Genomic DNA, 24,632 nt, shown 5'->3' with positions numbered 1-24,632 from the left:
GCTTATTTCCTCCGGGAATTTCCCACACCTTGCCCAAGGGTAGACAGGCCTCCGTCGGCCACAGCTCCGCAAGCTTCGCCAGCAGCCAAAAAACAACGGGGGGAGAGGGGAGCTGGCCGGTCACCATTGGTCGCCCCACCCACCACCTTTCTCGGCAAAAGAAGGAGCAACACCATGAACGCAGCACCCACGCTGGAAATGCTTGACCCCACCACCCTGACCGTGGACACCAACGTCCGCAAGGAAGCCGGACTCACCAAAGAGTTCGTGGCCAGCATCAAAGAACACGGCGTGCTGGTGCCCGTCGTCGCCCACCGGACCGAGGACGGAACCGTGCACGTCCTGATGGGACAGCGCCGCACCCTTGGAGCCGTAGAGGCAGGAGCGGCGAGCATTCCCGTGCTCGTCGGGGCCACCCCCGAGGAAGCGGAACGCCTCGCCACGCAGGTAGTGGAGAACGACCACCGCAGCGCACTCACCGACGGCGACCGCGCCGAAGCGTTCCACCAAATGGCGCTGCTGGGAGTGAGCGCCAGCGTTATCGCCCGGAAGATGGGAGCCAAGAAAGCCGTGGTGGAAACTGCGCTGAAGGTCAAAGCGAACGCCACCGCAGCCCAGGCACTGGACCAAGGCCTGACGCTGGAACAGTCCGCCGTGATCGAGGAATTCGCGGACGACGCCGACGCAGTGGCCACGCTCGAACGCCTCGCCACTGAGAACCCCGGCAACTTCGCCCACCGGGCGCAGCGGCTCCGGGACGAGCGCAAGAACAACGCCCTGCTCGCCGAAGCCTGCGCCGAGGCTGCCGCTAAAGGCCTCACCGTGCTGGAACAAGACCCCAGCTACTACGACTACAAGGGACCCGCCGCCCTGATCTCCGCACTGACCACCGCCGAGGGTGAACGCCTCAGCGAGACGGATGCCGACGCGGTATACATCGGCATCGGATACAGCGGCTTGATGACGAGGTTCGCCGTCGCGGACTGGAAGGCCCGTGGACTGCGGAAGGACGGCAAAGCCCCGGCAGGAGGCATGACCGAGGAGGAAAAGGCCGCACGCCGGGAGGTCATCGAAAACAACAAAGCCATGGACTCGGCTGAGGTGGTACGCAGGGAATTCGTCAAAACCCTGCTGGCACGCAAGGCCCTGCCAAAGAACGCCCAGAAGTTCATCGCCCACACCATTGCCCATTCCAGCTACATCCTGACCAAGGCCTTGAACAAGACCGAACTCACGGCCGAACTGCTGGGCACCGGCACAGGGTATGGCGAGTTCACCGCCTACGTGGACAAGCCCACTACCAAACCCGAAACGGTCACCTTCGCCATGATGATCACCGCCTATGAGGCAAACATCGATCGCACGAGCTGGCGGACACGAGGAAGCGACACCCGCTACTACCTCACTCAGCTCACGGCATGGGGATACGAAGCCAGCGACGTTGAAAAGATCATCCTCACCGACCCAAAGAAAGAAACCGAGGAAACCACGGAAAGCGCGGACGACGAACCCGCAGCCGCCTAGACCCCTTGCCGGGCGGAACCCCCACCGCCCGGCAAGGCCCTGCGGCCACTCACCACGACAGGGCCGGGGGCCTCCCAAACGTCGGGCGGTCCGCCGCCCAGGGCGAACCACAGCAGCCAATCACCAGCGGCGGACCGCCGTTCAACGCCACCAGGCACACGGGCACCAAAAGCCGCGCCTTGTCGGCTACCTGGCTACTCCATCAACTCACCACCAAAAAGTTTTGTCAGAGCCCACCGCTAAGCTCATCCCATGGCAGCACAGACAGGAGTCACCGTGAACACGCAGACACCCCCAGGGATCACGCTCGCCGAGATCTTCCCTGGCCTCTCCCAATCCTTGATCACCTGATGATGGGGGCGCTGATCTTCCTGGTTGTCGCCACTGTCTATCTGGGCTTCGGATGGATGATCGCCCACTCCAGAATGGAGGACATCGAATCCGACACCCTTCCGTTCGACTTCGGCTTCATCACCGCCATATCCCTGCCCCTGATCCTGCTGAACAGCATGCGCAGCATGACCGGACTGATCCTCGGCGTCGTAATCGGAGCAATCCTCGCCCTGGGCATCTACCTTCTGCGGCGCCGGCACCGTGCAACCCACCCAGGAACCACGCGCTGACACGCAAGACTTCAGTCTTGTAGACTGAACCACAGATTTCCTTTTTGCCGAGAGGAACGAAGCAGGACCGGCCAGCGCCGGTCCTGCTTTGTTTAACCCACAAACACCGCGCACCTTCCCCATGGGCCCAAACAACCGCCGCCGACCCACCACCCGCAGGGGAACAGGTCCTTTCAGCCGGGACCACACACTGGGGCACGCGAAATCACCTGACGCAGGCACAAAACCCCACCGCCCAGGGCAGCTCCTAAAGAAGCCGGGGGAGTACCGACGGGGTACTACCCGCAATCTTCCCAAACTCACCAGACACCCAAATCACCCGAAAATCACTACCAAAAACAGGTCAAAAACCCCTAGAAATAAGGGTGAAAGCCTTTAAATCCGATTGGATAAAAGCTAGAATAGTAGTAGCAAGTCAGCCAGACGAACCTAACCAAACTGATACGAAACGCAGGACTGAAAATGACTACTTCAACCACCGATTACACGGTTTACACCAAGCCCGGTTGCCCGAACTGCGACCGCACCATGGAGTACTTCGATTCCAAAGGCATCACCTACACGGCCGTGGACATCACCGAAGTGCCCGCCGCTTTGGAGTACATCACCCAAGAGCTGGGCTACTCCCAGGCCCCCGTCATCGTGAACAACTCCGATGACCAGGACCACTGGTCCGGCCTCCGCCGGGACAAGCTCGTCCAGGCCGCCATGAGCCACAGGGCAGCGTGAGAACGCACCCCGTGGACGGGTTCAAGATCACCCCGCGCATCCCGTTGGAAGTTGACCTGTTCCGGGAGACCACCCCCAGCGGCAGGGTCTACCCCGACGCGAAGGAAGAACCCTTCGCCGGCTACTACGGCATCCCTCCCAGCGTCGAGGACGACCGCTACCTTGCCGCGATCAGCAGGGCACCCATCGGGGCAGGCGGCCTGTGGGACGAACACACCGCAGACCAGCACCAACCCAACGACCTCACCCACGATGCACCGGGTGGGACCGAACCTCAGAACGAAACCAGCACCGAGAACACCACCAGCGCACGAGGAAAAGGAACCATCATGGCCGGCGAAACCACCATCACTGTCATTGGAAACCTGACATCGGATCCAGAGTTGCGGTTCACCCCTTCGGGATCCGCGGTAGCGAATTTCACGATCGCATCCACGCCCAGGACCTTCGACCGTCAGTCCAACGAGTGGAAGGACGGGGAGACGCTGTTCCTCCGCGCGTCCGTGTGGCGGGAAGCGGCCGAGAACGTGGCTGAGTCCCTGACCAAGGGCACCCGCGTGATCGTGTCGGGACGGTTGAAGTCCCGGTCATATGAGACCAAAGAAGGGGAAAAGCGCACCGTCATCGAACTCGAAGTAGACGAGATCGGCCCCTCACTGCGTTACGCAAACGCGAAAGTAAACCGCACCCAGCGCAGCAACCAGGGCGCAGGGAACGGGGGAGGTTTCGGCAACCAGCCCAGCAGCGGGCAGCCCGCCCGGCAGGAGGATCCATGGGCCGCGAACCAGTCCGCGAATGCCGGTTCCTGGGGCAACGGCCCCGACTCCGAACCCCCGTTCTAAACACCCAGGTGGTGGGTCGGCTACCCAGCTGGCCCACCACCCTCAACTCCACATCCAAGGAACCAGAACATGACCCATGCAGAGGATCTTCGCCGTTGGGCGAAAGGAACGTACACGACCGAAGCGGCGACCGAGCTGTTGCTGCGGGCGTTCAACGGGCGTTTCGCCGAACCGGGCAACCCCTGGATCCACACGCCGGCGACCACCGGTCACGGGACAGACCAGGGGGCGTGGATCGATTTCGACGTGCTGGCCGAAACCGCCCACAACGGCGCCTATTCCGGGGGAGAGGGGCGCTTCTTGCTGTTGACGGCATCGTTGGCGGGGAATGTCCATGTGGTTCTCGCTGATGTCCTGACGGGTTTGGACCGTCATGTGATTGATCTGGTCCTGGCGGCAGTGTCCCACGCGACAGGCAGCCATGATCACCCCGGGATCACCGTGGCCGAGGATGGGACCCCGAAGTTCTCCGGTCTGCCGACGACGCTGTACCCGTGGCCCGGTGACGATGACTTCCGTTGAGAAGAAGGGGCCCTACTTCACTGAAGAGGACCTGAAACAGATCCGTGCTGCGGTTCAAGCCGTCGGGCAGCTCGAGGGATATGTGTCCATTACGGACTTCGTTGAAGCAGCTGCCCGCCGGGAACTGCGACGGCTGCAGCGCAAGTACAACAACGGCAGGAAATGGCCCGGAGTCGAAGCCGGCGAACTCCGCCCGGGGCGACGCACCCGCGCTGAAGCAGCAGCAAGAGAGGACCACCCATGACCACCACCCAGCACAAGGTACGGCTCATGTTCGGAAGTGTCTTCGCCGTTCTTGCCTTAGCCGGTTGCACCGCCCAGGGCGGACCGCACGTTGTTCCCGCCGGCAGCCAAGCACCATTGCAGGAAGTGCCGTGCGAGGCGACAGGCACAGCGGCGCGGCCGACGGCACTCCACGCCACAGCCAGCGGCCCCTACGCGGTGGAGAAAGTGGTCGATGGTGACACGATCCGGATCAGCTGCAACGGCACCAGCACCCGCGTCAGACTCGTTGGCATCAACGCCCCGGAAAGCGTCAAAGAAGACGCACCCGTCGAATGCGGAGGACCGGAAGCGTCCACCTACCTGCACTCACTCCTGGACGGACACCAAGTGTTCCTCTCCGCCGATCCCGGACAAGGTGTGCGGGACAAGTACGACCGGATTCTTGCCTACATCTGGACCGCCGATGGCACCCTGGCCAACCGGGCCATCCTTGAACACGGCCACGCCGAAGCTACCGGCTACGGCAAGCCCTTCGCCTACAGCGGCGACTTCACCGCGGCCGCTGACCAAGCCCAGAACAGCAAAGCGGGCCGATGGAGTTGCTGAACCCACCCACCACCCAACACCGAATCCTTAGGGGAACACCATGGCCGTCGTTCTGATCTTCTTCGCAGCGTTCGCCGCCGTCGCCCTGGGCGGCTGGATCATCTACGCACTCACGCACCCGGTAGCCGCCGGCCAAGGCATCCTCATCTTCCTCTGCAAAGCCGCCGGAGTCATCGCGCTGATCACCGCCGTGGTGGCCTGGCTCGGCCAGAGCCTGCTCCAGGCAGTACCACCGGCCCTGTTCATGGTCGCCTTCTTCTTCGCCGCGAACCGACTCGAACGCCGCTGGCGTCGCTGGTAATCCGGTCATGCCCACGACGCCTGACGAGGCCCGCTTCTGGTCCAAGGTCATCAAAGGACCGCGGGAGAATGACTGCTGGCTCTGGACCGGTGCGGTCGGTGACGACGGCTACGGGCGGTACTGGATCAAGACGCCGACAGGTCAACAGGCCGTCCGGCCTCAACGCTTCGCATACCTGCTGTTGACCGGCGAGCAGCTGGACCCCGACACCAAGCTGATGCATTCATGCGATATCCCACTCTGTGTACGTGCCACCGGTGGAATGGACAGCCACCTGTTCCCTGGCACGCAAGCGGAGAACCTGATTGACCGGTCACAAAAGAGACGCCACGCCAACGCCCATTCGTGGCGATGGCGTGGCGTCGGCCGCGCAAACTTCACCGCTCAATCGCGGCAGCTCCGTGATGCGCTCAAAGAGCGCGGATGGGACGAATCAGTGATCCGACCCCTCATGTCCGGACACGACCCCGACGCTCCCACTCTCTTCTGACTCCGGGGCTCCGGCCAGCTCATTATCGGTGCCGGTCTTGGTCTTCTTCGGTGTGGCCACGTCGATGCTGCGGACGTAGGAAACGCTGACGTCCAGGAGCTCTGCAATGCCCTGGCGGGTCTCACCGGTGGCGAGCATCTTCCGCACTGTTACCTTCGCATCATCCATGGCCGCAGCCGCGTTCTTCTTCGCCGTGGCGATCAGTTCCGCTGCCTGCCGTTCGGCTTCCTCAACTCCCGCTTCAGCCATCATCGTGGCAGCGTGGTAATCGGTAGCCAGCGACTGAAGCGTCGCTTCACGTTCGCGCCGTTTCGCAGCCAGTTCCTCGGTCTTCCGGCGTGCCTGAACGATCATCGTGTTGCGCGTCTTTCCAGCCATCACGGCCCCCTCTGGTGTGGTCGGTTTCCTGTCTCCGGTCCCCATTCTCGCAGAAGCCGGCGGGCCACCTGGAAACCTAACGGTTACAAGCCCACGCGTGTCCGATCCGGAAGGGCCGGCGGGGGCGTTCCGGCCGGTTTGCGGGCGCTGGCAGGGGTTAGACACAACTTGCCCTGGTCAGGCATGGAACCAGAGTTGCTTGTCGAGCTGTGCATAACCCCCGCCAGCGAGAATCAACAATCAAAGCTGCCGCTTTTCATATGGATACTCGCATCAATCCTGATGGACTGAACCCGACGTTTCTCGAACCGATACTCGCCAGCTCGCATCACACTCAAAACGCCAAATTCAGTCACACCTCTTGCATTTCGAATAAACGAGGCCGATTCCGCTAGAATCGGGTCATGATGTCGCTGCACGTTCTCAGTGCTGGCACCGGTTACCTGTACTACACACAGGAGACCGCCAGCGGTGATGAGCTACGCGCATGCGACCGCCAGCTGGGCGACTACTACACCGCGCAGGGCCTTCCCCCGGGACAGTGGCTCGGCCGCGGAGCCGACGCACTGGGAGTGTCGGGGAACGTCACCGAAGCCCAAATGGCCAACCTTTTTGGGCAGGGCCGGCACCCGGAATACGAGGCAATCCTCGCCGCGAAGCTCGCCGACGGTATGCCAGCCAAAAAGGCTGAGAAGGCCGCCCAGGCGGAGGCAAAACTAGGCCGCCGCTACTACGACTACGGCCCCAAAGACAACGCCCTGGCCAAGACCATAAGCGTCCGCGAGAGCGACTTCGAACGCATGCAGGGCCGCAAACCCACCGCAGCCGAACGGCACCGGATACGGGCTTTCGCAGGGGCTGTGATGTTCCGTGAAGGCCACGGACGCCCACCCTCGTCCAAGGAAGAACTTGGCAAGTACATCACCGCGCAGATGCGTCCCCAGCAGAACGCAGTGGCCGGGTACGACCTGACCTTCACCCCGGTCAAAAGCATCTCCGTGCTGTGGGCCCTCGGCGATACTGACACCCGCCGTCTGGTCGAAGAAGCCCACCAAGCCGCGTTGAAGCAGTCCGTGGAGTATCTGGAAACCCACGCCCTGGCCACCCGTTTGGGCACCAACGGCATCGCCCAAACCTCCGTCAAAGGCGGACTGACGGCCACGGCGTTCCGTCACCACGATTCCCGCCTTGGGGACCCGAACCTGCACACCCACCTTGTGGTCTCTAACAAGGTCCAGGACCTGCAAGGGAACTGGAAGACCATCGACGGTAAGCTGATGCACCGCTCAGCTGTGGCCGTCTCTGAGCACTACAACACCCGGATCCAGGCCTACCTTGAAGAGCACGGTGTGGAGTTTGAAGCCCGCACCGTCAACGGGTCCAAGCAGCCCGTCATGGAAGTAGCCTCCGTCCCCCGGGAACTGAACGCGCTGTTCTCCAAGCGCAGCGCAGGTATCCGTTCGAGCCTGACCGAACTACGCCAGGCGTACGAAGAACAGCACGGCCACAGCCCCGACCAAGCCGCCTTGCTCAAACTCGCACAAGCCGCAACACTGGACACGAGGCCCGACAAAGAGAAACCCAGGACCCTCGCCGAGCAGGCCAAAGCATGGAGGCAGGAAGCCGGAACCCTCTACACGGAACAGGCCCTGAAACGGATCACCGGTACCCGTTCCCGGACACAACGCCCCGCGGAGACCGGGATCGACATTGACGCCGTTGCGCGTCAGGTCGTCACCGCTGTTTCGGACAAGCGCTCCACCTGGACAGCGCAGAATGTCATGGCCGAAGCCAACCGTTGGGCACGCGAATACGCCGTCGAACACGGCCCGGTCCCGGCCGGTACCGTGGAACAGGTGGTCTCCCACAGCCTCAGCACTGCGTCGGTGCGTATCACCCCGGACCAGGTTCACGGCCGGTTCGAAGCACTCACCCGGAACGCCGGAACGGCTGACTTCAACCACCGCACCGATACCCGGTACACCTCCACGAAGATCCTCGAAGATGAGAACCTGCTGCTGCGCGCCGGGAAGAAAGACGTCATTCCGGCAGCCTCCATGCAGGACTTCGACGCCGCCGTGGACGCCTACAATCTCGCCGTGGCCACCGGGGAAAAATCCCACCCGCTGGACGCCGGCCAGATCGAGCTGGCCCGCGAGTTCGCCACCTCATCGAAGCTCCTGGCCGTCGGCATTGGTGCCGCCGGTACCGGAAAATCCAGTTCCATGGGCTTGGTCCGGGCCGCCATCACGCACGCGGGAGGCAGGGTCATCGGACTTGCACCCTCAGCCGTCGCAGCGGCGAACCTGGGCGAGCAACTCGGCATCACCGCGGCGACAACAGACAAGTTCTTGCTCAGCCCCAACGAGGCCTTCAAGGTCACGCCCGGCACCCTCGTGATCGTCGATGAAGCCGGTATGCAGGGCACCGGCAAACTCGCCGACGTCGTGCGGGCAGTGGAGGCCGGCGGCGGACTCGTCCGCCTCATCGGCGATGACCGGCAGCTCTCCGCCGTCCAAGCCGGTGGCGCGCTGCGGCTGCTGATCAACGAGGTTGGCGCGACCGAACTGGAGACCATTCACCGGTTCCACAGCCCCGAAGAAGCAGAAGCCTCCCTGCTCCTTCGCACCCCCACCGAGCACGAAGCTGACCCGTTCGCCTGGTACAAAGACAACGGACGGGTCCAGGCCGGAAGCATCGAAACCGTCGAAGGGCTGGCTTTCGGCTTGTGGCAGAGCCGCCTGAACCAGGGCGATGCCGCGGTGATGATGGCACCGACCAACGAAAGCTCTCAGCGGCTCTCCGAACGCGCCCAGGCCTACCGGATCGAAACCGGCGAAGTGGCAGGCACCGGGGCATCCGTGCAGCTGCGCGACGGCTCCCATGCCTGGGCCGGGGACCACATCGTGACCCGCCTGAACGACTCCCAGCTGAAGGTCAAGCGCGGCCGTGACGTCGTGAAGAACGGCGACCTCTGGACCGTCGAACAAGCCCACGAGGACGGGTCCCTGTCGGTCGCCCACCTCGAGCACGGCGGGACGATCCGGCTCCCCGCCGAATACGTCTCAGAGCACGTCCACCTTGGCTACGCCCTGACCACCCACCGCGCCCAGGGCATGACCAAAGACGCCGGAATCCCGATCCTGGACGCCTCCACCACCCGGGAGAACGCCTACGTCGCAGCAACCCGTGGCCGGGATGAGAACGTACTGTTCGTTGCCGTTGAAGAAGGCCAGGACAGGGACAGTGTTCTGGCCGCGATCGCCGGGAACCACAGTCAGGACTCCTCTGCGCACGAGGCCATGGCCACCGAATACGAACGCATCAACTCGCCCCTGACCCTGGCCGATCAGTACCGCTACGTCACCGAAGAAGCCAACACCCTGCGCATGGCCGCCATGGCACGGGAAATCCTTGGACCGGACGCTGAGAAGTTCATTGAGGCCGAGTCCTGGGTTGCTGTGGCCACCCATTTGGCCAAGGCCGAACAGACGGGTTGGGACACTGCCGGGTTGCTGCGCGCGGCAGCCGGTGAACGCGAATTCGAGACCGCCGATGACTTCTCCGCCGTGCTCGCCTGGCGCGTGGAAAAGATCATGGACAAAGCTCCCGAACTGATCGCCCAAGCAGGGGAACGCCCCCTGCAGGGACTGACCGATGAGCAACTGGCGAGCGTCCGTGCTGAAGCCGAAGCCGGTGCCCGGGCCGCACGTGAGGCAGCCGCAGCCCACGGATCGAAACCAGCTGGGCACTGGACCAACCGCCGGCACGGCAACCTCACGGACGCCGAACTTGAACGCCGGATCTTCACGACCCGGTTCACCGCACGCGAAACCTCGTCCATCAACGACCCCTCGGTTGCCCGCCGCGCCCACCAGCAACTGCGCGCGCTCCAGGACGAACACCGGATCCGCAACCAGCAACTCAAAGAATCCCAACGCACAGCCGAAACCGCTGAACGCGGGAGCCGCAGCGCCTACGGGAAGAACCCCGCCGCCGGCGCCAATACCCAGCGTGCGTGGGGAAACGAAACGATCGCCGCCCGCGCCCGGGCTGAGGAACGCCTCCGCACCCTCACACCACGCCCCGTCTCCGCCGTGCAGGCTTCCGACAGGCTGCCTGAATGGCTCGCCCCGGCGCGCGCCGCGGCAAGCCCGTACCTGCCCCCGCCATGGAAGGAAGAGCTCGCAGCCCGCCGCGAAGTCCTCGCCGCAAGGTTCGACGAACGCGGCCACCTCCTGGCGGCCACACCACCGGAATGGGCAAAGAAACTCGGACCCGTCCCGGCACGCCCCGACGCCGCCCAGCAATGGCGCGACACCGCGGCTAGCATCGAAATGTTCCGCGCCCGCTACAACGTTCCCGAAACGGAGGCCACCCCAGTGCCAGAACGGTTCAGAAACGAAGAAATCGGACAGCAACTCCACGACCAGGCAGTGACCGTCTCCAAACGCTCACACGCCCTGCCCGAGCACACCACCGACCATGACAGGACCCTGGACGCCCTGCGCGCGGTCGAACGCAACAAAGACACCCACGCCCCCGAGGCCCCGGCTCAGCGGGAATCGGACGCAGACAGGAAGGCCAACGCTCAGGAGCCGACGGCTGTCACGCCGGCTCAGATAGAGAAGCCGCGCCTAATGAACAAGATGGAACGGATGATCGCTGAGCGGCAGGCCAAGCAGGCAGCAGAGCAAAAGCCTGTCGAAAAAGCTCCAGAAACAGAAGCTCAGCGGCAAGCGCGACTCGCGGCCGAAAGAGCTGTCCGAGAGCAGCAAAGAAGCAATGATGAGCTGCGGGGTCCAGGACTGGGCTTGTAACCAGCGCGGGTTGGCCGAGAAGGCCACGGCTCCAAGTTGCCGCGCACCAGGTGCGGGATGCCGTTACACCATCACTTGGCATCTGGTCCTGGTCCTTTGACGCTAGCAGAGCCTCCTGAAGTTGGGAGCTACCGGCGGGGCAGGTAGAGGCCCGCCCTAGCAATGCGCAGTCCGGGCTCGGAGCGCGTAAAGCTTGTGCCCGAGTGCAAGGGGTTCCTGGAATGGGCGTCCCGGACGATTCTGAGTTTCCGCACTAGGGCGCATGCCGTGTGAAGTACCATCGCTATGGCTTTTTCGTCGGAGACGATACGGCCTGTCAGAACCTTCGATTCGCCGTCGTCCTCGCCCTCAAAGAGGTTCAAGAAATCGCGTGACCAGCGGCGGCCATGGGCGGCGGCCGAGCACATCTGCCACATCAGCGGCGCGGCCGGGACGTCAAAGCGCGTTGAGGCAGCTTTGATGATGTTCAGGGAACCTTTTGGCCGGAGTTTGATGTCCGAAGACTTCCAACCGTAGCGGGAAAGGCAGTCATCGAAAATTTTGAGCCGGGGCTCGTCGTAATCGCCTCCCGGGCTCACGGTCTCGTGCGCCTTCTGGAGATCGGTCAGGTCCACATACTCGAGCTGCAGTGACCTCCGTGCAATCTCTGTGGGGGAGGCGGGCTCCAGGATCCATAACCCGGTGGCTGCGTTCTCGATCGCGGCCCGGATGAGCGTGTAGGGGGCAAAGGAGTGCTGGGCGCCGGATTCGCCCATCACAGTCGTCAGGGTATGCAAATGATCGACCGCAGTGTGAAGCAAATGTCCGAGGTGATGGGACACCTGGTAAGGCTCGGTAACCGCATCGACGCCATCCAGCAGCGATCCCGGGCCTGCCGTGACCGTATTGACTCCTTCTTCCTGCCACCGAGCTATTTCGGCGAAGTTCATTCGCAGGGACCGCCAAGCGCTCCGAGAGTCTTCTTCGGACAGTCTGCGGCGTAAACCCGTCGCGGGCTGGTTCACATTTGTTTCCAAGTTGTCCTGTCAGCGGTCTGGGTTGGCGCGGGAAACGATGGTCTTGGCGCTTAGGATTTTCGCCTCGGTAGATGCTTTAGCCTGCTCGTAGGTGCCGGCTTCGGCACTAACAAGGCTTGTGGTGGCGTTGGCGTCTCGTAGTGGCACGATCACTTCCACTTCAGCATCTTAACCTCTCGTCGGGAACGAGCTTTCCAACGCTTCGACAAGCAACGAGATAGGGGCGCTGTCCGGGACGTCGACAGGCCGTCGCCCGTGCAGCGCCTTCCCCCGGAAGCCTGGAAAGGGCCTCTGGAACAGTTGGATGCCCGATTACGGGCATACGAATTTTAGGTCGCCATTGGAATCCTGCTTTTCAACCATGATCATTCGCTGGGACCCCGATTCGCGTAGGGTGCTTGGAAAGTTATCAGAGGATGTCCGATTGGATATTAGATATGAATTACAGATAGCACACGCCAGAACGGCAGTTGAGGTGGTTTTTGCACCCGAGCCATAGCGGGGCGGGATGCTTATATAGCTGACATGAACACACAAACGACGGAAGCCCCCGAGAAGACGATCGAGGAGCTGCTCCGTGACACGGCTTACGCACAGACGAAAACTATCGAGCACATGCTGGAGCAGTCCCGGCGCACCGTGGGAGTCCAGATCCGCCGCGACTTCGTCCAGACAGGCCCCCAGAATCAACCCGTGCCCGGACTCCTCTCCACCCTGGTCAGAACCCACAACGAACGCGCCCTGGACCTCTACCTCCTGCACCGGCTTTGCGCCGTCAGCGACCCCTGGGACGTCAAGAAACCATCAACTCTCTGGGGCAGAGCACTCGGCCTGAGCAGTGAAGGAAACAACACCAACTACGCCAGCGATACCGTGTCCAAGCTCTGGGGCAAACTCGTCGATCTCAAATTGGTCGAACGCACCCGCGAGTCCCGCATGGCCAAGATCACCACCCTGCACGAAAAAGGCACCGGCGACCCCTATACTCAACCTTTACCCCGCAAAGAGTCCTATTTCAACCTTCCTCTGGAGTACTGGAGCGAGGGTTGGTACCGCGAACTCTCATTCGCTGCGAAAGCAACATTGCTGATCACTAGCTCGCTGCAGCCAGGGTTCTACCTGCCCCAGGAATTCGGACCCAAGTGGTACGGCATCTCGGCCGACACCCTTAACACAGGTCTCGGAGAGCTGCAGGAGAAGAACCTTCTGGACCATGCGTATTTCCCGCGGGAGGACTGGGGCACCGTAAGCGTCACCGTCAGGGAACGCCGCTACAGCCTGCAACCGCCCTTCAAGCGCAAACTGTCGAAGAAAACCTCCGACGCGCGCTGGGACAAAACACTCGCACGATGGAAGAAAGGAGGCATCAGTGAGTCCTAACCCTTATCAAAAGCAGAAGGCCGAGCCCGTCCGCCAGTGGTTGCACACCATCGCGGTAACGATCTCGGCCATCGTCCCATCGGTACTAGCAGTACTGCAGTACGTCCAGGGCTGATTCATCCGGAGGGGTCGAAGAGTTTCGCACGCTGCTCGGCCCCTCCCAAATCCAGATCATACTCCTCCGTGCCAGGGCCGACCCGGAAGAAAATGCCACCCTATCGGGTCAAGCCCGGCCAAGAAGCCAGAAACCGAAGCGCAACGCCGGGCACGGCTCATGGCCGAACGAGCGCAGCGGGAACAGCAAAGAACCGCAGGTGAGAACCTACGCGGACCTGGACTGGGACTGTAGCGGATAGAGCGGGACTGACCCCGATTGCATTTGGTCGGAGTGACAGGGTGACTTACGGCATTATTGACCCAACACTGTACTCTCACGAATGGCTAGGCTTTGCTGATCATAGGATCTGAACGTATGTGGCGGCTTTATACCGCAATCATGGAGCGCCCCTACGACGCACATCAGCCAGTTCCTGAGCTGAAGCCACTTGCGCCGAAATACGATCCACTTCACCACCGGACATACGTCGCCGCGCTAGAGAACGCCATCACGCGCCAACCCACAGTACGGAACATCGCCCTTTCAGGCACATATGGAACCGGAAAAAGTAGCATTCTGGCTGAACTTGCTTACCGGCTCAAGGATCGCGTGCTTGAAGTCTCTCTCCTCACCCTAGGGGAAAAACCAGAGAAAACAGCGACTACTGAGGAAACCAACCCCGCAGCAGCTACAACGACGAACCGGATACAGAAGGAAATCGTCAAGCAGCTCTTGTATCAGCAGAAACCATCAGCAGCTCCAGAGTCGCGATTCCGTCGCATTACGCGAATTCAGTGGCGTCGAGAGGTCGCTTACGCACTACTCAGCGGACTTGCTGTACTCGTGGTGCTTGCTGCCCTTGGAGTCGATATTTCCGCTTTGCCCAATTTTGGAGCGGCGTTGGAACCGCTCCCCTCCTGGCTCAGAACTCTGAGTGTCTGGGCTGCCATCCCCGTCGTGATGGGCATCGTTGTGCTAATTTTTCGTCTGTTCATCCATGGGAGACTAGGAGTAGAGAAGGTAAGTGCCGGTCCTGCCACCATTACTCTTCCAGCACGATCAACGAGTTATTTCGATGAGTACTTGGATGAAATTATCTATTTTTTCGAAACAAACCGAAAACGTGACATTCTAATTATTGAAGATCTGGATCGCTTCAATGACTCCCGAATTTTTGAAAGTTTGCGCTCACTGAATAGTCTGCTTAACGCGGCAAAGCAGCTTAACGGACGCAATATTAGGTTTATTTATGCGGTTCGAGACAGTGTCTTTGAGAAGTTAGGGCGAGATATCGATGAAACCTCGGATCAAGCCAGAAACGAGCTAAAGCGGGCCAACCGAACAAAGTTCTTTGAACTTGTCATCCCTGTTGTTCCGTTCATTACCCATAAAAATGCTCGTGACCTGATGCTAGACCTTTTGGAAAAACGCGGACATGAAATCTCGAAAGAACTGATTGATCTTGCTGCACGTCACGTTGCGGACATGCGTCTCATCCACAACATTGTCAACGAGTACGAGATTTTCGAGCATCGACTCCTCAAAGTTGAGAACCCCGTCCCTGAACTGAACGCAGATCGACTCTTCGCCATGATCCTCCTGAAAAATGCTCACATGGGGGACTTCGAAGCGATCCGTCATGGCACGTCCTCACTAGACAAACTATTCACAGCATGGAGAGACCTGGTCAGCGAAAATCTCCAAACCATCCGTCGGACGAACGACATGCTTCATAGGCGCAATGAGAAAGCCCAGGCATCATCAGAACGGGCCGCGGAGCTCGCCGCTAAACTCGTAGAGGTTGTCGGAAGCCTCGCAGGGGCCGAAGGCTCCCCGCTGGTGCGTGACGCTGTCTACGTGGACGGTACCCCCATTACCCAGCAAGAGATGGCGACAACCTCCTTTTGGCGGAAGGTTGCTCACTCAGAAGTCGTACTCAGTGTTTTGACCCGAGGCACATATGACCGCTACAACGGCAGTTACACAAACGTCCACATGGTACTCACAGCCGAGGCCGTACGGAACCTCATCGGGGAGGATCTGAATCTAGAACCATACGAACATGCGCAAGTTTTAGCTGCACGGAAAAAAATTGATCAAGGCCAAACTTCACTGTCGTTTCTCCGCCGTCACACGTGGAAGCAGCTAGTGGAGAGGCCTGATTTTCGGTATAGCATGGTGGTCGGCGGGTCTGCGCAGAATTTTAGAGAGATTGTCGATGAGCTGCTGCCGTCGGCGTTGGTCGTTGCACTAATTGTCGGGGGCTACATCACGCCTCACTTCACACTTTACGTGTCATCCTTCTATGGCCAATTGATACGCCCTGATGCAATGATTTACATAATGAAATATGTGGATCACGGTATTGCAGATTCCGAATATCCGCTAGACAGTGCAGACGTTGAAGCAATAATTCGGGATCAGGGAACATCAGTACTTCAAGAACGAAGTATGTTCAATGTTTCTATATTTGACCATCTGCTATCAACCCAAACTACTGACATTGGCATAGTTGTTCGGAACCTATGTTCAGGAAATGATGATGACCTAGATTTCGTCAATGTTTATCTAATGTCTGGCGCTCAAAGGGACCGCTTTGTAATTGAAGTAGCGCCCCACTTGCCAGAAGTATTTGAGACTGTTGTTTCTGAAACGACGCTGGATGTCAAAGAGAAAGCAAAGCTACTCGATGGGGCCATAGGGGCAATGTCAGATAATATTGAATATTGCTTTAGTACGGCATTGTCGGAGTTCGTGACGAAGAACTATGCAGATTTTCCGTCATTTATCGGCAAAAATGAAGGTGCCGATCTAGCAAAGAGAATTGTTTTCTTGCAGAATATTGAGATATTGCTTCCTGATCTCACTCCGTTGTCAGATGATTTTTGTATCAAGCTTGCCCAAACCGGCTTGTACCGTGTATCGGCAGGTAACCTTGAGCGAGTTACCCGCGACCATCGGATTTCGCTTGACCATTTGAAGAAATTGAGCTCATCAGTATATGCCCACGCAGTATCGAGGATTGATGAGTATAAGTCGGCCTACGAAGAATCATCCGCGACTAAATATACAATCGAGGATCCCGCAATGTTTGGGATCGTATTGAGTGACTCACCGGGGTGGCAAGTCGCAGATTTTGACTTCGTGGTGGAGAATGCGCACCCGGATTGTCGAATCGAGGACTTGACCGAGGTGCCGAGAGGCGCTTGGCCGGCCATCGTTGCCGGACGACGTGCGCCTACGAAGTACGGGAATATTGCCAGATATGTTGACTGGCGCGGTGCTCTCGACGAGGCTCTTGCCACATCCCTCCTGGACTGTACTCAGATTCCGCAGGCGGATGATGCGGAGGAGTCGGAACGAACAAATCTTGCCCTTGCAATCCTCAACGCTTCAACCAATTTGCCCGACATCGACCATCGAATTTCACTTGTAAGTTCGCTCAAGCCAGGAACTCTTCCGACGGAAGCTATTGAGCCGGAGCCCGGTCAAAAAGTTGGCCGGTTGATCGAGGAAGGGATCATTCTGGACGACGAGGCTGCGTTCAGCTCTCGACTCATGCTTGACTGGCCCACGCTTGATTACGCCATACGAGCATCGAGTGAGTACGAGGGTCTGGTTTCACCTGAGACGCTCGACTCGAAGTTCCTCCCTGAAATAATGTCTAGCAGGAGCATAAAGCGTTCGATTCGTAGCAAAGTCCTCGGTCAGATTTCTCAGGATTTGTTTCTTAATGTACCACCAAGTACTTACTATAAAATTGCCGATGCTGATCGCCGCGGCGATCTGAATCTTAATGAAATAGGCATAAAAGTCCTGATTAAGGGGAGCGTTGAGGCTTCAAATATTATAGATTTGGTTGCCAAGAAGGTTGATTCTTGGGAGGTTACAAGCTTGCAGGTTATTCTGAGGGAAATGGGCGATCCTTACGGGCGTATTGCAGATAGAGGTTGGTCTACCACTAAATTGGACGACACTCCTCAGCATCGAGCTATTCTTAGAAGTCTCCAAAGTGGCGGAATCGTGTCTAGTTTTCCAACGGGGAAGGACTCCAAATTGAAGGTTTCGCTGAAGAGGCCCTGATGCTAATCAACCCTTTGAATTTAGGTGTGAGTTGTCTTTATGCGATCCGATAACCCGGTCGCCATTAGCGGCGAGTAGGGGCCTGAATTTGTTGTTGGTGAAGTTGCTGCAGGCCTAGATGCGGCGCGGTTCGTTGCGAAGTATCACGGCGTCCAGCCGAACGGCGTGACTACCGTAACAAGATGCGGGGTGTACCTCTTTGCCCGCTCAAGGAACGCGTGTTGACGTTGGCAGCTCTTGAACGGACCAGCACCCGGAACAGTACGCGGGCCTGCGGATCCCAGTACCGGATCCACCAGGCAGACATGGTGTTCTCCTCGTCAGCCTGTTTATAGGCTTCGTACAGCTTTCAAGCGGGCCATGACTTCGGGGCGCGGAAGAAGACCGGATATTGAACGGTCTGCGTGGAAGAGCCTTGACTCCATATTCGCTGAAACATGCTTTCTGGGGGGTCAGACGTCGGGGTTCTTGCGAAGGTACTCTCGGAGGCCGGGAATGGCGTAGTCAACTTTGCCGTGTCCGGTGGATTCTATGAGGCCAGCATCGAGGAGGCGGTTCCTGTATTTCGCAACGAGGGTTGGCCGGGATCCCGTGCGCTGGATGATGTTGGCCGTCGTTGAGGGGCCGTCATCGATGGACATGGCCCGGAGGAACTCCCGGTCCTTGGCTGAGGCGGCCGCCAAGGCTGCTTCAATGACGACGCGTTCGTTGCGTCGGATGCCGGCGGTTACGGCTCTGTCGACCGCGCCGGGGGAGAGCTGTCTGTTGTTCTTCTCAGCTTCTCGCCAGAGGAAGTAGCCGATGAGTTGGATCAGGAAGGGGTATCCGCCCGTGGCGGATGCTGCCGTACGGACCAGTTCAGGTGCGATGTTAATGTCTGCGGCAGCGAACGTGTCGGTGTAGGACTTCTCGACGTCGAGGATGGCCGCGGCGTGCAGGTCGATTTTGTCGGCCCTGCGAAGAAACGTAGCAACACCTTCGTTCAGCAGGTCCGACACTGCTGAGGGCAGTCCGGCGAAAATCAACGCGATGGGCAGGCGGTCCTGGATGAAGTGTTGTACGTTGGCGGCAAGTTGGGCGAGCTCGGCACGGTCTGCGGCGTGGATCTCATCTACCGTGATCAGCAGACCCGTGCCGCGTTCATCGAGGAGGGTGAGAAGGGCTTCTCCCAGTTCTCGCCAGTCGACCTGGCGTTCGGGCGTCAGTTGGGAAGTGACACTGAAACCTGCGATTGACACCCCGGTGATCCGACGGCGGGATTCAGGGTTGTCGGCTAGTTCCTGGGTCAGCCGTCGCATCTTTTCCCCGACGCGACCCATGAACGTGCCGGTGGCAGTCTCAGCGATGACAGCCCACCCGTGCTGGCGTGCGACGTCGTGGGCCGCTCCCAGCATGACAGTCTTGCCGATACCCCGGGCACCAGTGAAGATGGACAGCAAACCCGGCGCACCCGAACCCAGCTCCAGCCCGTATTCGAACTCGTCCAAAAGCCCGGAACGGCCGATGACTTCCGGAGGGGTGGCTCCGGCGGTGGGCCTGAAGGGGTTCTCGGTTGTGGGCACGCAACACTCTCCTGAATCTAGGTGAATCTAGGTGAATTTGGTGAATTTAGCTAACGGGGTGAATTTGGTGAATAGCACATGCTAGCGCACACACCGGCCCATGGATGGAACTACCAACGCGCCGAGCCGCAGGGTTTGAAGCGGCAATCCGCAGGGAGCCGGCCGTGCCCTGGCCGACCTGCTCGTGCCGATGGGCTGCCCTGGCCCGGCGGCGCGGCCCGGTTGATGAGGGGAATCGGCCCTGGCGGCCCTAAATTGTGCCGTCTTTCGTGCTGACATTCCTTCAACACGACATAAGGTTCGTTATCGGCGTTTAAAGTACGGGAGTAGAAGTTGCTGCGAGAACTCCCGGTCCATGACCAATCCAACATTTACGCAGGGCTTCTCGGAGGTAAGCGTTTCAGAGGCCGCTGCCGCGCAGGACGGGAAACCAAGAAACCTCCTGGCGAACCGGCGAGGTCCATCAGGAGGCTTCTTGTGGAGATAGAGCACGGATGAGTCCGGCTAGGTCCGTGCGAGCCCGCCGCGCGAGCGGCTCAAGAGACGATCGAATGTACCGCGGTTGACCTGTCGGACTGCGAAGGCCAGGACGAGTACTCCTGCCTGCACAAACATTTGAGTCGACTGAGGTGCTCCGAGAGAGGCCGTTAGCTGGTCCAGTTGTGATAGCAGCAGTGCTCCCGCGGCCGTAGCCACCAGGCTGCCCTTACCCCCCGTAAGCGGGGTGCCTCCGATCACTACTGCCGCCACCGTTGAGAGCAGGTAGGGGCCGCCCAGCCCTGGAGTTGCATTCCCCACAAAGCCCGTCAACAGAAGACCTGCGATGCCGGCGAACAGCGAACACAGAACGTAGGAACTCAGCTGGTAAGCCGTTATTCCGATACCGGCGGCGCGCGCGGCGGCGGGGTTTGACCCGACCAGAACGAACCTGCGCCCTGGAACGCTCTTCCGGAGGAGAAACGAGAACACAGCGATGACCACGACGACCATAACGATTACGAAGGGAACATCGAAAACGATCCTGGACCGTGCGATTCCGTTCCATTCCGGCGAGGATGACAGATACTGTCCCCCCGAAATCATGTAGGCGGCCCCTAGAAGGATCGCATTGGTCGACAACGTAGCGACCAAGGGCGACACCGACAACTTCAATATGACTAGTCCGTTGACTAGGCCAATGAGCACGGCGATACCCAACGACGCAATCAGGGCCAGCGGCATTGATACACCGATCAGCTCAAGCCGGGTCATAACGATCGCCGTCACTGCGAAGGTCCCTGGTATAGACAGATCCAGCCCACGTTGCTGAATAACAAGGCACTGTCCAACTGCCGCAAGGGCGAGAACCGCGAAGAATGGGAGGACCGCGACCAAACTGACCGGGGAAAGGGTCGCGGGCACGAGAATTGCACTCAGGATGAGAAGTCCGAGGAGCCCTACCCAAACCCAAGAATATTGACCAAACCGCCATCGTTCGGCACGAGATGTGCCTGCAGCTTCAGTGTGCGACGAAGCGCTTTTCGTCTCGATCCCGGTCATCGTGGCACCTCAAGTTCGCGGCTCCTGCTGTATACGGCTACTGCGGCGATCATCATTCCGCCGAGGAGGAACTGTGACCAAGACTGATCCAGGTGCAGATATGTCGTCACAGCGTTCAACTGAACAATGAGCAGGGCTCCAAGGAGGGCACCAATGAAGGAACCGCGACCGCCGAAGATGCTCGCGCCACCGATGACGATCGCCGCAATGCTGATGAGCGTGTAGGTGCTTCCTGCCGAGGCGTCTCCGACACCAACCCTAGCCATGAGGGGAATCGCAGCCAGCGCTGCGAAGAATGAACATCCAAGGTGAGCAATGAGATGTGTCTTCAACGGCTTTACGCCGACGATTCTTGCCGATTCTCGCTTTGATCCGATTCCACGAAGAGACATGCCGAACAGGGTCCTGCGAAGGGCATATTCCGCTATTAGGGCTATCAGGACTGCAATAACGAAGAGCACGGGTATCGGGCCCCATCGAGTCGTTATTGTTGCGATCAGGTTGGCTGAAATCAGTCCGCCAGGGACGGGCCGAAGCGTCAAGGAGAGCCCCTGCAGGGCTGTGAAAGTGGCGAGCGTAGCTATAACTGCGCCCATTTTTACTAAATCGGAAAGAACCCAGTTCACGAAACCAACGGCCAAGGCCGTGGCGAAGAACGCAACCCACCCCAAAGCCTGATTTGGAGGTGATGAGCCGTTGGTGAAGAAGAAGGAACCGATCACGACGAGTGTTCCCATCAGTGGCCCGACAGAGAGATCGATCCCTCCAATCGACATAACCAATAATTGGCCGAATGCAACCAGCGAGAGCGTAGTAGCGAGGGCTAGCATGCTGCCGACCCCCACGCTGCTGAGAAAGGCTCCGTTCACTGAGGCGGCTACGACTGCCAGAACGAGAATGGCGATTGAGACGCTAACGAGCGGTGCCGTGTTCCCGGCGAGGGAAGTGACGAGCCGCGACGCTCGTTGGGGGCGTATTCGTTCGCTGGTCGCCGTAAGCATCGCACCGGTGATAGCACGTTCGGAGACGTCCTCTTGAGCGATGTCGGCGACGGCCCGACCTCTAGAGAACACAATCACGCGGTCGCAGAGCCCGGCCAACTCGAGGGCATCGGAAGACACTACGATGACGGCTGTCCCTTGAGCGGTCGCAGCGCGGAGCAATTGGTAGATCTCTGACCGTGCTCCGACGTCAACACCCTGGGAGGGTTCGTCGGTCAGGAGCACCTTTGGGTTGCTGGCCAGAGCACTTGCGATCACTGCCTTCTGCTGATTTCCACCAGAGAGTAGCCCGATGTTCGTTTCAGTAGATGGGGTTTTGATACGGAAGCGGGCGATATCATCACGCGCAGCTTTGAACTCTCTGCCTTTACTAACGATGCCGGCTGTGGCAAACGAAGTGAGCGATCGCATACTGAGGTTCTCGCGGACACTGAGACCCGAGACTATGCCTTCGTGGTGCCGGTCTGCAGGGACGTAGGCCACACCGGCTGCTCGTGCTTTCGTTGGCGTTCGCGTCGATATATTCTCACCCGCCAGCGAGACTTGACCATGGCTTTTCTGGAGCCCTGCGAGGGCTCGCATAAGTTCCCGTTGGCCGTTTCCTTGAATGCCGGCGAGGCCAATGATCTCGCCCTTGCGAAGATTGAAAGACACGTCATTGAAGCCGCTGCCCGTCAGATTCTCCACTCCGAGAATCACTGGAGCGGCATCGTCGAGGGCAGGCTTCGATGGAAAGGTTGTTTCTAAAGGGCGTCCAACGATCAAATTGATGACTTGGGACTCATCGAGTTCAGTCGCCTGGTAAGTTCCCTGTGTCTTACCGTCACGGAGTACGGTCAAACGATCGGCGATTTCCCGCACCTCGCGAACCCTATGCGAGATATAGACGATGGCGCAGCCCGCATCCTTGAGTTCGCGGATGTTGGCAAACAGGCGTTGGACATCGTCTGTGGAGAGATGCTCTGTCGGCTCATCTAGAATGAGAATGCTTGGCCCTGGGGCAAGAGCCTTGCTGATCTCGACAATGAATTTCTCTTCGGGTACAAGCGCTGCCACTCGATCCGTCGGTTTCAGCCCTATGGATTCGTCCCATGCCTGGAGTCGAGACCGGGCCCAAGAATCCAGTTGCGTGGCACTTGGGCGTGCGTGTCGTGGTACGCCCATGTACAGGTTCTCGCTGATAGTGAGATCGGGCATCAGCGCCGGGTGCTGATACACGATCGCAAGGCCGAGGTCGCGTGCATGGTCCGGGCCGGCACCTGCCAACGTCTCACCGTTGATAATGACGGATCCACTATCGGGCAGCAACGTGCCGGAGGCGATCGCCATCAAAGTCGACTTCCCTGCGCCATTTTCGCCAACCAAGCCATGGACCTCCCCAGGCCGGACGTCGAAACTCACATGGCTCAGAGCCTGGACGCCAGGGAACCCCTTGCTGACGTCTTCGATTACCAGACCGCGGGGCGCTGCTGCTTGATCACTATTGCTTGAAAAATCCTGGGTCATTGTCTGTCCCATGAAACACTCCTCGTCGTGCGGGCAGTTCGTGCCGGGCGGTAGTCAGCAGCGTCGTGATTGACCTGGTGACTACCGCCCGGCTGTGAGAGCTACTGCTGGGATTCCTTCAAAACCTTCACCAGTTCGTCGACCGTCAACGGCGAGGTGAAATCCGTGTCTACAGGCAAGGACGGATCACACTTTGGGGCCTGGCCGGCCGCCGTGTCGTTGGTCAGTGGCGGCGTGAATGATTGGACGGCGTTGTATTTCCCGCCAGTTGCGGCGGCGATGGCTTGCTGAGCTGCTGCCATGATGGTGGCGTGAACCGAATCGGCGCTGATCAGGTTGAAGGCCGTATCTGTCCCGTCGTGGGATTTCCACAAGCAGGCGATTTCATTGGCTGCTCCTAGAACGCCGATTGTGGGGATTTTCTTACCTGATGAGATGAAGGCGTTGACTACACCCGCTCCCGTCGCACCGTAGTCGATGATGACTGCGCTAATGTCAGGATTCTGGGAGATTAGGGCGGACATCTTCTTTTGGGCCTCCACCGGGGACCAGTCCGTGACGATGAAATCGTTGTTGATCAACGTGACGTCTGGGTATTTCTTGAGTCCATCCTTGACTCCATCGTGGAATGTTTGGGTACTCTTCGCACCAGCAGCGCCGCCAACGGAGATCACTTTGCCCTTGCCACCCAGGTTCTTGGCGACGGCGGTTGCAACCTCCTCGCCGGCGGCATGATTGTCGAGGTAAGTATTGGCTGCGTAATCGACGCCCGGCGTCCCTCCGACTTGGTTGCCGTAAGGCACCACTGTGGCGCCTGCCGCAGTGGCTGCGCGGAGAGACGGCAACTGTGCCTCGCCGAAATCAGCCCATCCTGTAATGAGCTTGTACCCCTGTGCTGCAAGTGCGTCGATGTCCGAATTTGCCTTCTGAGCGTCACCGCCGGCTGATACGTGCAAAATGTTCTGGTCAATCGAGGCACACTTGGCAGCTTCCTTCTTAAAGACCTCGAGTGCGATCCTCCTCCAAGCGTCGAGTGGAATGCCATCGAACACAGCGGCATTGGCCTTATTGGGACCGCACCATTCGCCAACTGGGGTGTTCGGAATCAGATCCTTGGTCTTCGGGTCGAAGCTGACAACAACGGGGGTCGTCGACTGCGGCTTGGAGGTTGAATCGTTCGCCGAGGTGCTTGCACCCGAAGCGCAAGAAGAGAGTAATAGGGCTGAGCAGATGAGGGTCCCTACGGCCGCGATCCTGCTTCGTTTCATGTCAATCCTTAGGTTGAGGTCTCGTCCTTGAGCTCAAGGTGGATTGTAACGTATCCTACATTATGGGACTTTTGCAATAGTTTTTTGTGATTTCTCCTACATTGTGGGACTTTTGCAATG

General features: G+C 59.4%; 20 protein-coding genes. 13 read left to right on the top strand and 7 right to left on the bottom strand.

Going from position 1 to position 24,632, the window contains the following annotated elements; translation table 11 throughout:
* The first annotated feature begins 174 nt into the window (after nt 1–174).
* From LN996_RS07460 to LN996_RS07420, 9 genes are all read left to right on the top strand, one after another.
* Entirely contained in the window at nt 175–1,524 is a 1,350-nt protein-coding gene (locus tag LN996_RS07460) for a ParB/RepB/Spo0J family partition protein (protein WP_231339789.1), read from the top strand.
* Between the two features lie 350 nt (nt 1,525–1,874).
* On the top strand, nt 1,875–2,147 hold the full coding sequence (locus LN996_RS07455; protein ID WP_231339788.1) for a hypothetical protein: 273 nt from the start codon (nt 1,875–1,877) through the stop codon (nt 2,145–2,147).
* Between the two features lie 462 nt (nt 2,148–2,609).
* Nucleotides 2,610–2,876 carry a glutaredoxin family protein gene (locus LN996_RS07450; RefSeq protein WP_231339787.1) on the top strand — a complete coding sequence of 89 codons (267 nt, stop codon included), beginning with the start codon at nt 2,610–2,612 and terminating at the stop codon, nt 2,874–2,876.
* Nucleotides 2,873–3,718 (top strand): single-stranded DNA-binding protein, encoded by an 846-nt coding sequence (locus tag LN996_RS07445; protein WP_231339786.1) that lies wholly within the window; start codon nt 2,873–2,875, stop codon nt 3,716–3,718. The genes LN996_RS07450 and LN996_RS07445 overlap by 4 nt, the downstream gene beginning before the upstream one ends.
* Nucleotides 3,719–3,787: 69 nt before the next feature.
* Nucleotides 3,788–4,240, top strand: coding sequence for a hypothetical protein (locus tag LN996_RS07440; RefSeq protein WP_231339785.1), 453 nt, complete (start codon nt 3,788–3,790; stop codon nt 4,238–4,240).
* Entirely contained in the window at nt 4,227–4,484 is a 258-nt protein-coding gene (locus LN996_RS07435) for a hypothetical protein (protein WP_231339784.1), read from the top strand. The genes LN996_RS07440 and LN996_RS07435 overlap by 14 nt, the downstream gene beginning before the upstream one ends.
* Nucleotides 4,481–5,071: a thermonuclease family protein gene (locus tag LN996_RS07430; protein ID WP_231339783.1), complete on the top strand. Its 591-nt coding sequence runs from the start codon at nt 4,481–4,483 to the stop codon at nt 5,069–5,071. Before LN996_RS07435 ends, LN996_RS07430 begins: the two co-directional genes overlap by 4 nt.
* 40 nt (nt 5,072–5,111) lie before the next feature.
* Nucleotides 5,112–5,372 carry a chemotaxis protein gene (locus tag LN996_RS07425; protein WP_231339782.1) on the top strand — a complete coding sequence of 87 codons (261 nt, stop codon included), beginning with the start codon at nt 5,112–5,114 and terminating at the stop codon, nt 5,370–5,372.
* A 7-nt stretch (nt 5,373–5,379) separates the two neighbouring features.
* Nucleotides 5,380–5,862: a hypothetical protein gene (locus LN996_RS07420; protein WP_231339781.1), complete on the top strand. Its 483-nt coding sequence runs from the start codon at nt 5,380–5,382 to the stop codon at nt 5,860–5,862.
* Here LN996_RS07420 and LN996_RS07415 read toward each other — a convergent pair.
* Nucleotides 5,806–6,240 (bottom strand): hypothetical protein, encoded by a 435-nt coding sequence (locus tag LN996_RS07415; protein ID WP_231339780.1) that lies wholly within the window; start codon nt 6,238–6,240, stop codon nt 5,806–5,808. The two genes, LN996_RS07420 and LN996_RS07415, sit on opposite strands and share 57 nt — an antisense overlap.
* Nucleotides 6,241–6,644: 404 nt before the next feature.
* Here LN996_RS07415 and mobF point away from each other — a divergent pair, with 404 nt between their 5' ends.
* Nucleotides 6,645–11,060 carry a MobF family relaxase gene (gene mobF / locus LN996_RS07410; RefSeq protein ID WP_231339779.1) on the top strand — a complete coding sequence of 1,472 codons (4,416 nt, stop codon included), beginning with the start codon at nt 6,645–6,647 and terminating at the stop codon, nt 11,058–11,060.
* A 128-nt stretch (nt 11,061–11,188) separates the two neighbouring features.
* On the opposite strand, the gene LN996_RS07405 is transcribed toward mobF, so the two are convergent.
* Complete coding sequence (locus tag LN996_RS07405) at nt 11,189–11,989, bottom strand: hypothetical protein (RefSeq protein ID WP_231339778.1); 801 nt, start codon at nt 11,987–11,989, stop codon at nt 11,189–11,191.
* 96 nt (nt 11,990–12,085) lie between these two features.
* Nucleotides 12,086–12,235, bottom strand: a complete 150-nt coding sequence (locus tag LN996_RS07400) for a hypothetical protein (RefSeq protein ID WP_231339777.1) — start codon at nt 12,233–12,235, stop codon at nt 12,086–12,088.
* A gap of 366 nt (nt 12,236–12,601) precedes the next feature.
* Between LN996_RS07400 and LN996_RS07395 the strand changes: the two genes are divergently transcribed.
* The 3 genes from LN996_RS07395 (at nt 12,602) to LN996_RS07390 (ending at nt 17,636) form a co-directional block, all read left to right on the top strand.
* Entirely contained in the window at nt 12,602–13,456 is an 855-nt protein-coding gene (locus tag LN996_RS07395; protein ID WP_231339776.1) for a hypothetical protein, read from the top strand.
* Entirely contained in the window at nt 13,446–13,571 is a 126-nt protein-coding gene (locus tag LN996_RS23635; RefSeq protein WP_269215615.1) for a hypothetical protein, read from the top strand. The genes LN996_RS07395 and LN996_RS23635 overlap by 11 nt, the downstream gene beginning before the upstream one ends.
* Before the next feature lie 333 nt (nt 13,572–13,904).
* On the top strand, nt 13,905–17,636 hold the full coding sequence (locus LN996_RS07390; protein ID WP_231339775.1) for a P-loop NTPase fold protein: 3,732 nt from the start codon (nt 13,905–13,907) through the stop codon (nt 17,634–17,636).
* Between the two features lie 452 nt (nt 17,637–18,088).
* On the opposite strand, the gene LN996_RS07385 is transcribed toward LN996_RS07390, so the two are convergent.
* The 4 genes from LN996_RS07385 to LN996_RS07370 form a co-directional block, all read right to left on the bottom strand.
* Nucleotides 18,089–19,198 carry an ATP-binding protein gene (locus tag LN996_RS07385; protein WP_231339774.1) on the bottom strand — a complete coding sequence of 370 codons (1,110 nt, stop codon included), beginning with the start codon at nt 19,196–19,198 and terminating at the stop codon, nt 18,089–18,091.
* 504 nt (nt 19,199–19,702) lie between these two features.
* Nucleotides 19,703–20,737: an ABC transporter permease gene (locus tag LN996_RS07380; protein WP_231339773.1), complete on the bottom strand. Its 1,035-nt coding sequence runs from the start codon at nt 20,735–20,737 to the stop codon at nt 19,703–19,705.
* On the bottom strand, nt 20,734–23,256 hold the full coding sequence (locus LN996_RS07375) for an ATP-binding cassette domain-containing protein (protein WP_231339772.1): 2,523 nt from the start codon (nt 23,254–23,256) through the stop codon (nt 20,734–20,736). The genes LN996_RS07380 and LN996_RS07375 overlap by 4 nt, the downstream gene beginning before the upstream one ends.
* A gap of 89 nt (nt 23,257–23,345) precedes the next feature.
* Nucleotides 23,346–24,512, bottom strand: coding sequence for a substrate-binding domain-containing protein (locus tag LN996_RS07370; protein WP_231339771.1), 1,167 nt, complete (start codon nt 24,510–24,512; stop codon nt 23,346–23,348).
* Nucleotides 24,513–24,632: the final 120 nt, after the last annotated feature.

It is taken from the genome of Arthrobacter sp. AK01, assembly GCF_021109375.1.
GTDB lineage: Bacteria > Actinomycetota > Actinomycetes > Actinomycetales > Micrococcaceae > Arthrobacter.
Note: the sequence above shows the minus strand (reverse complement) of the source record. Positions and strands in the feature narration are given on the sequence as shown.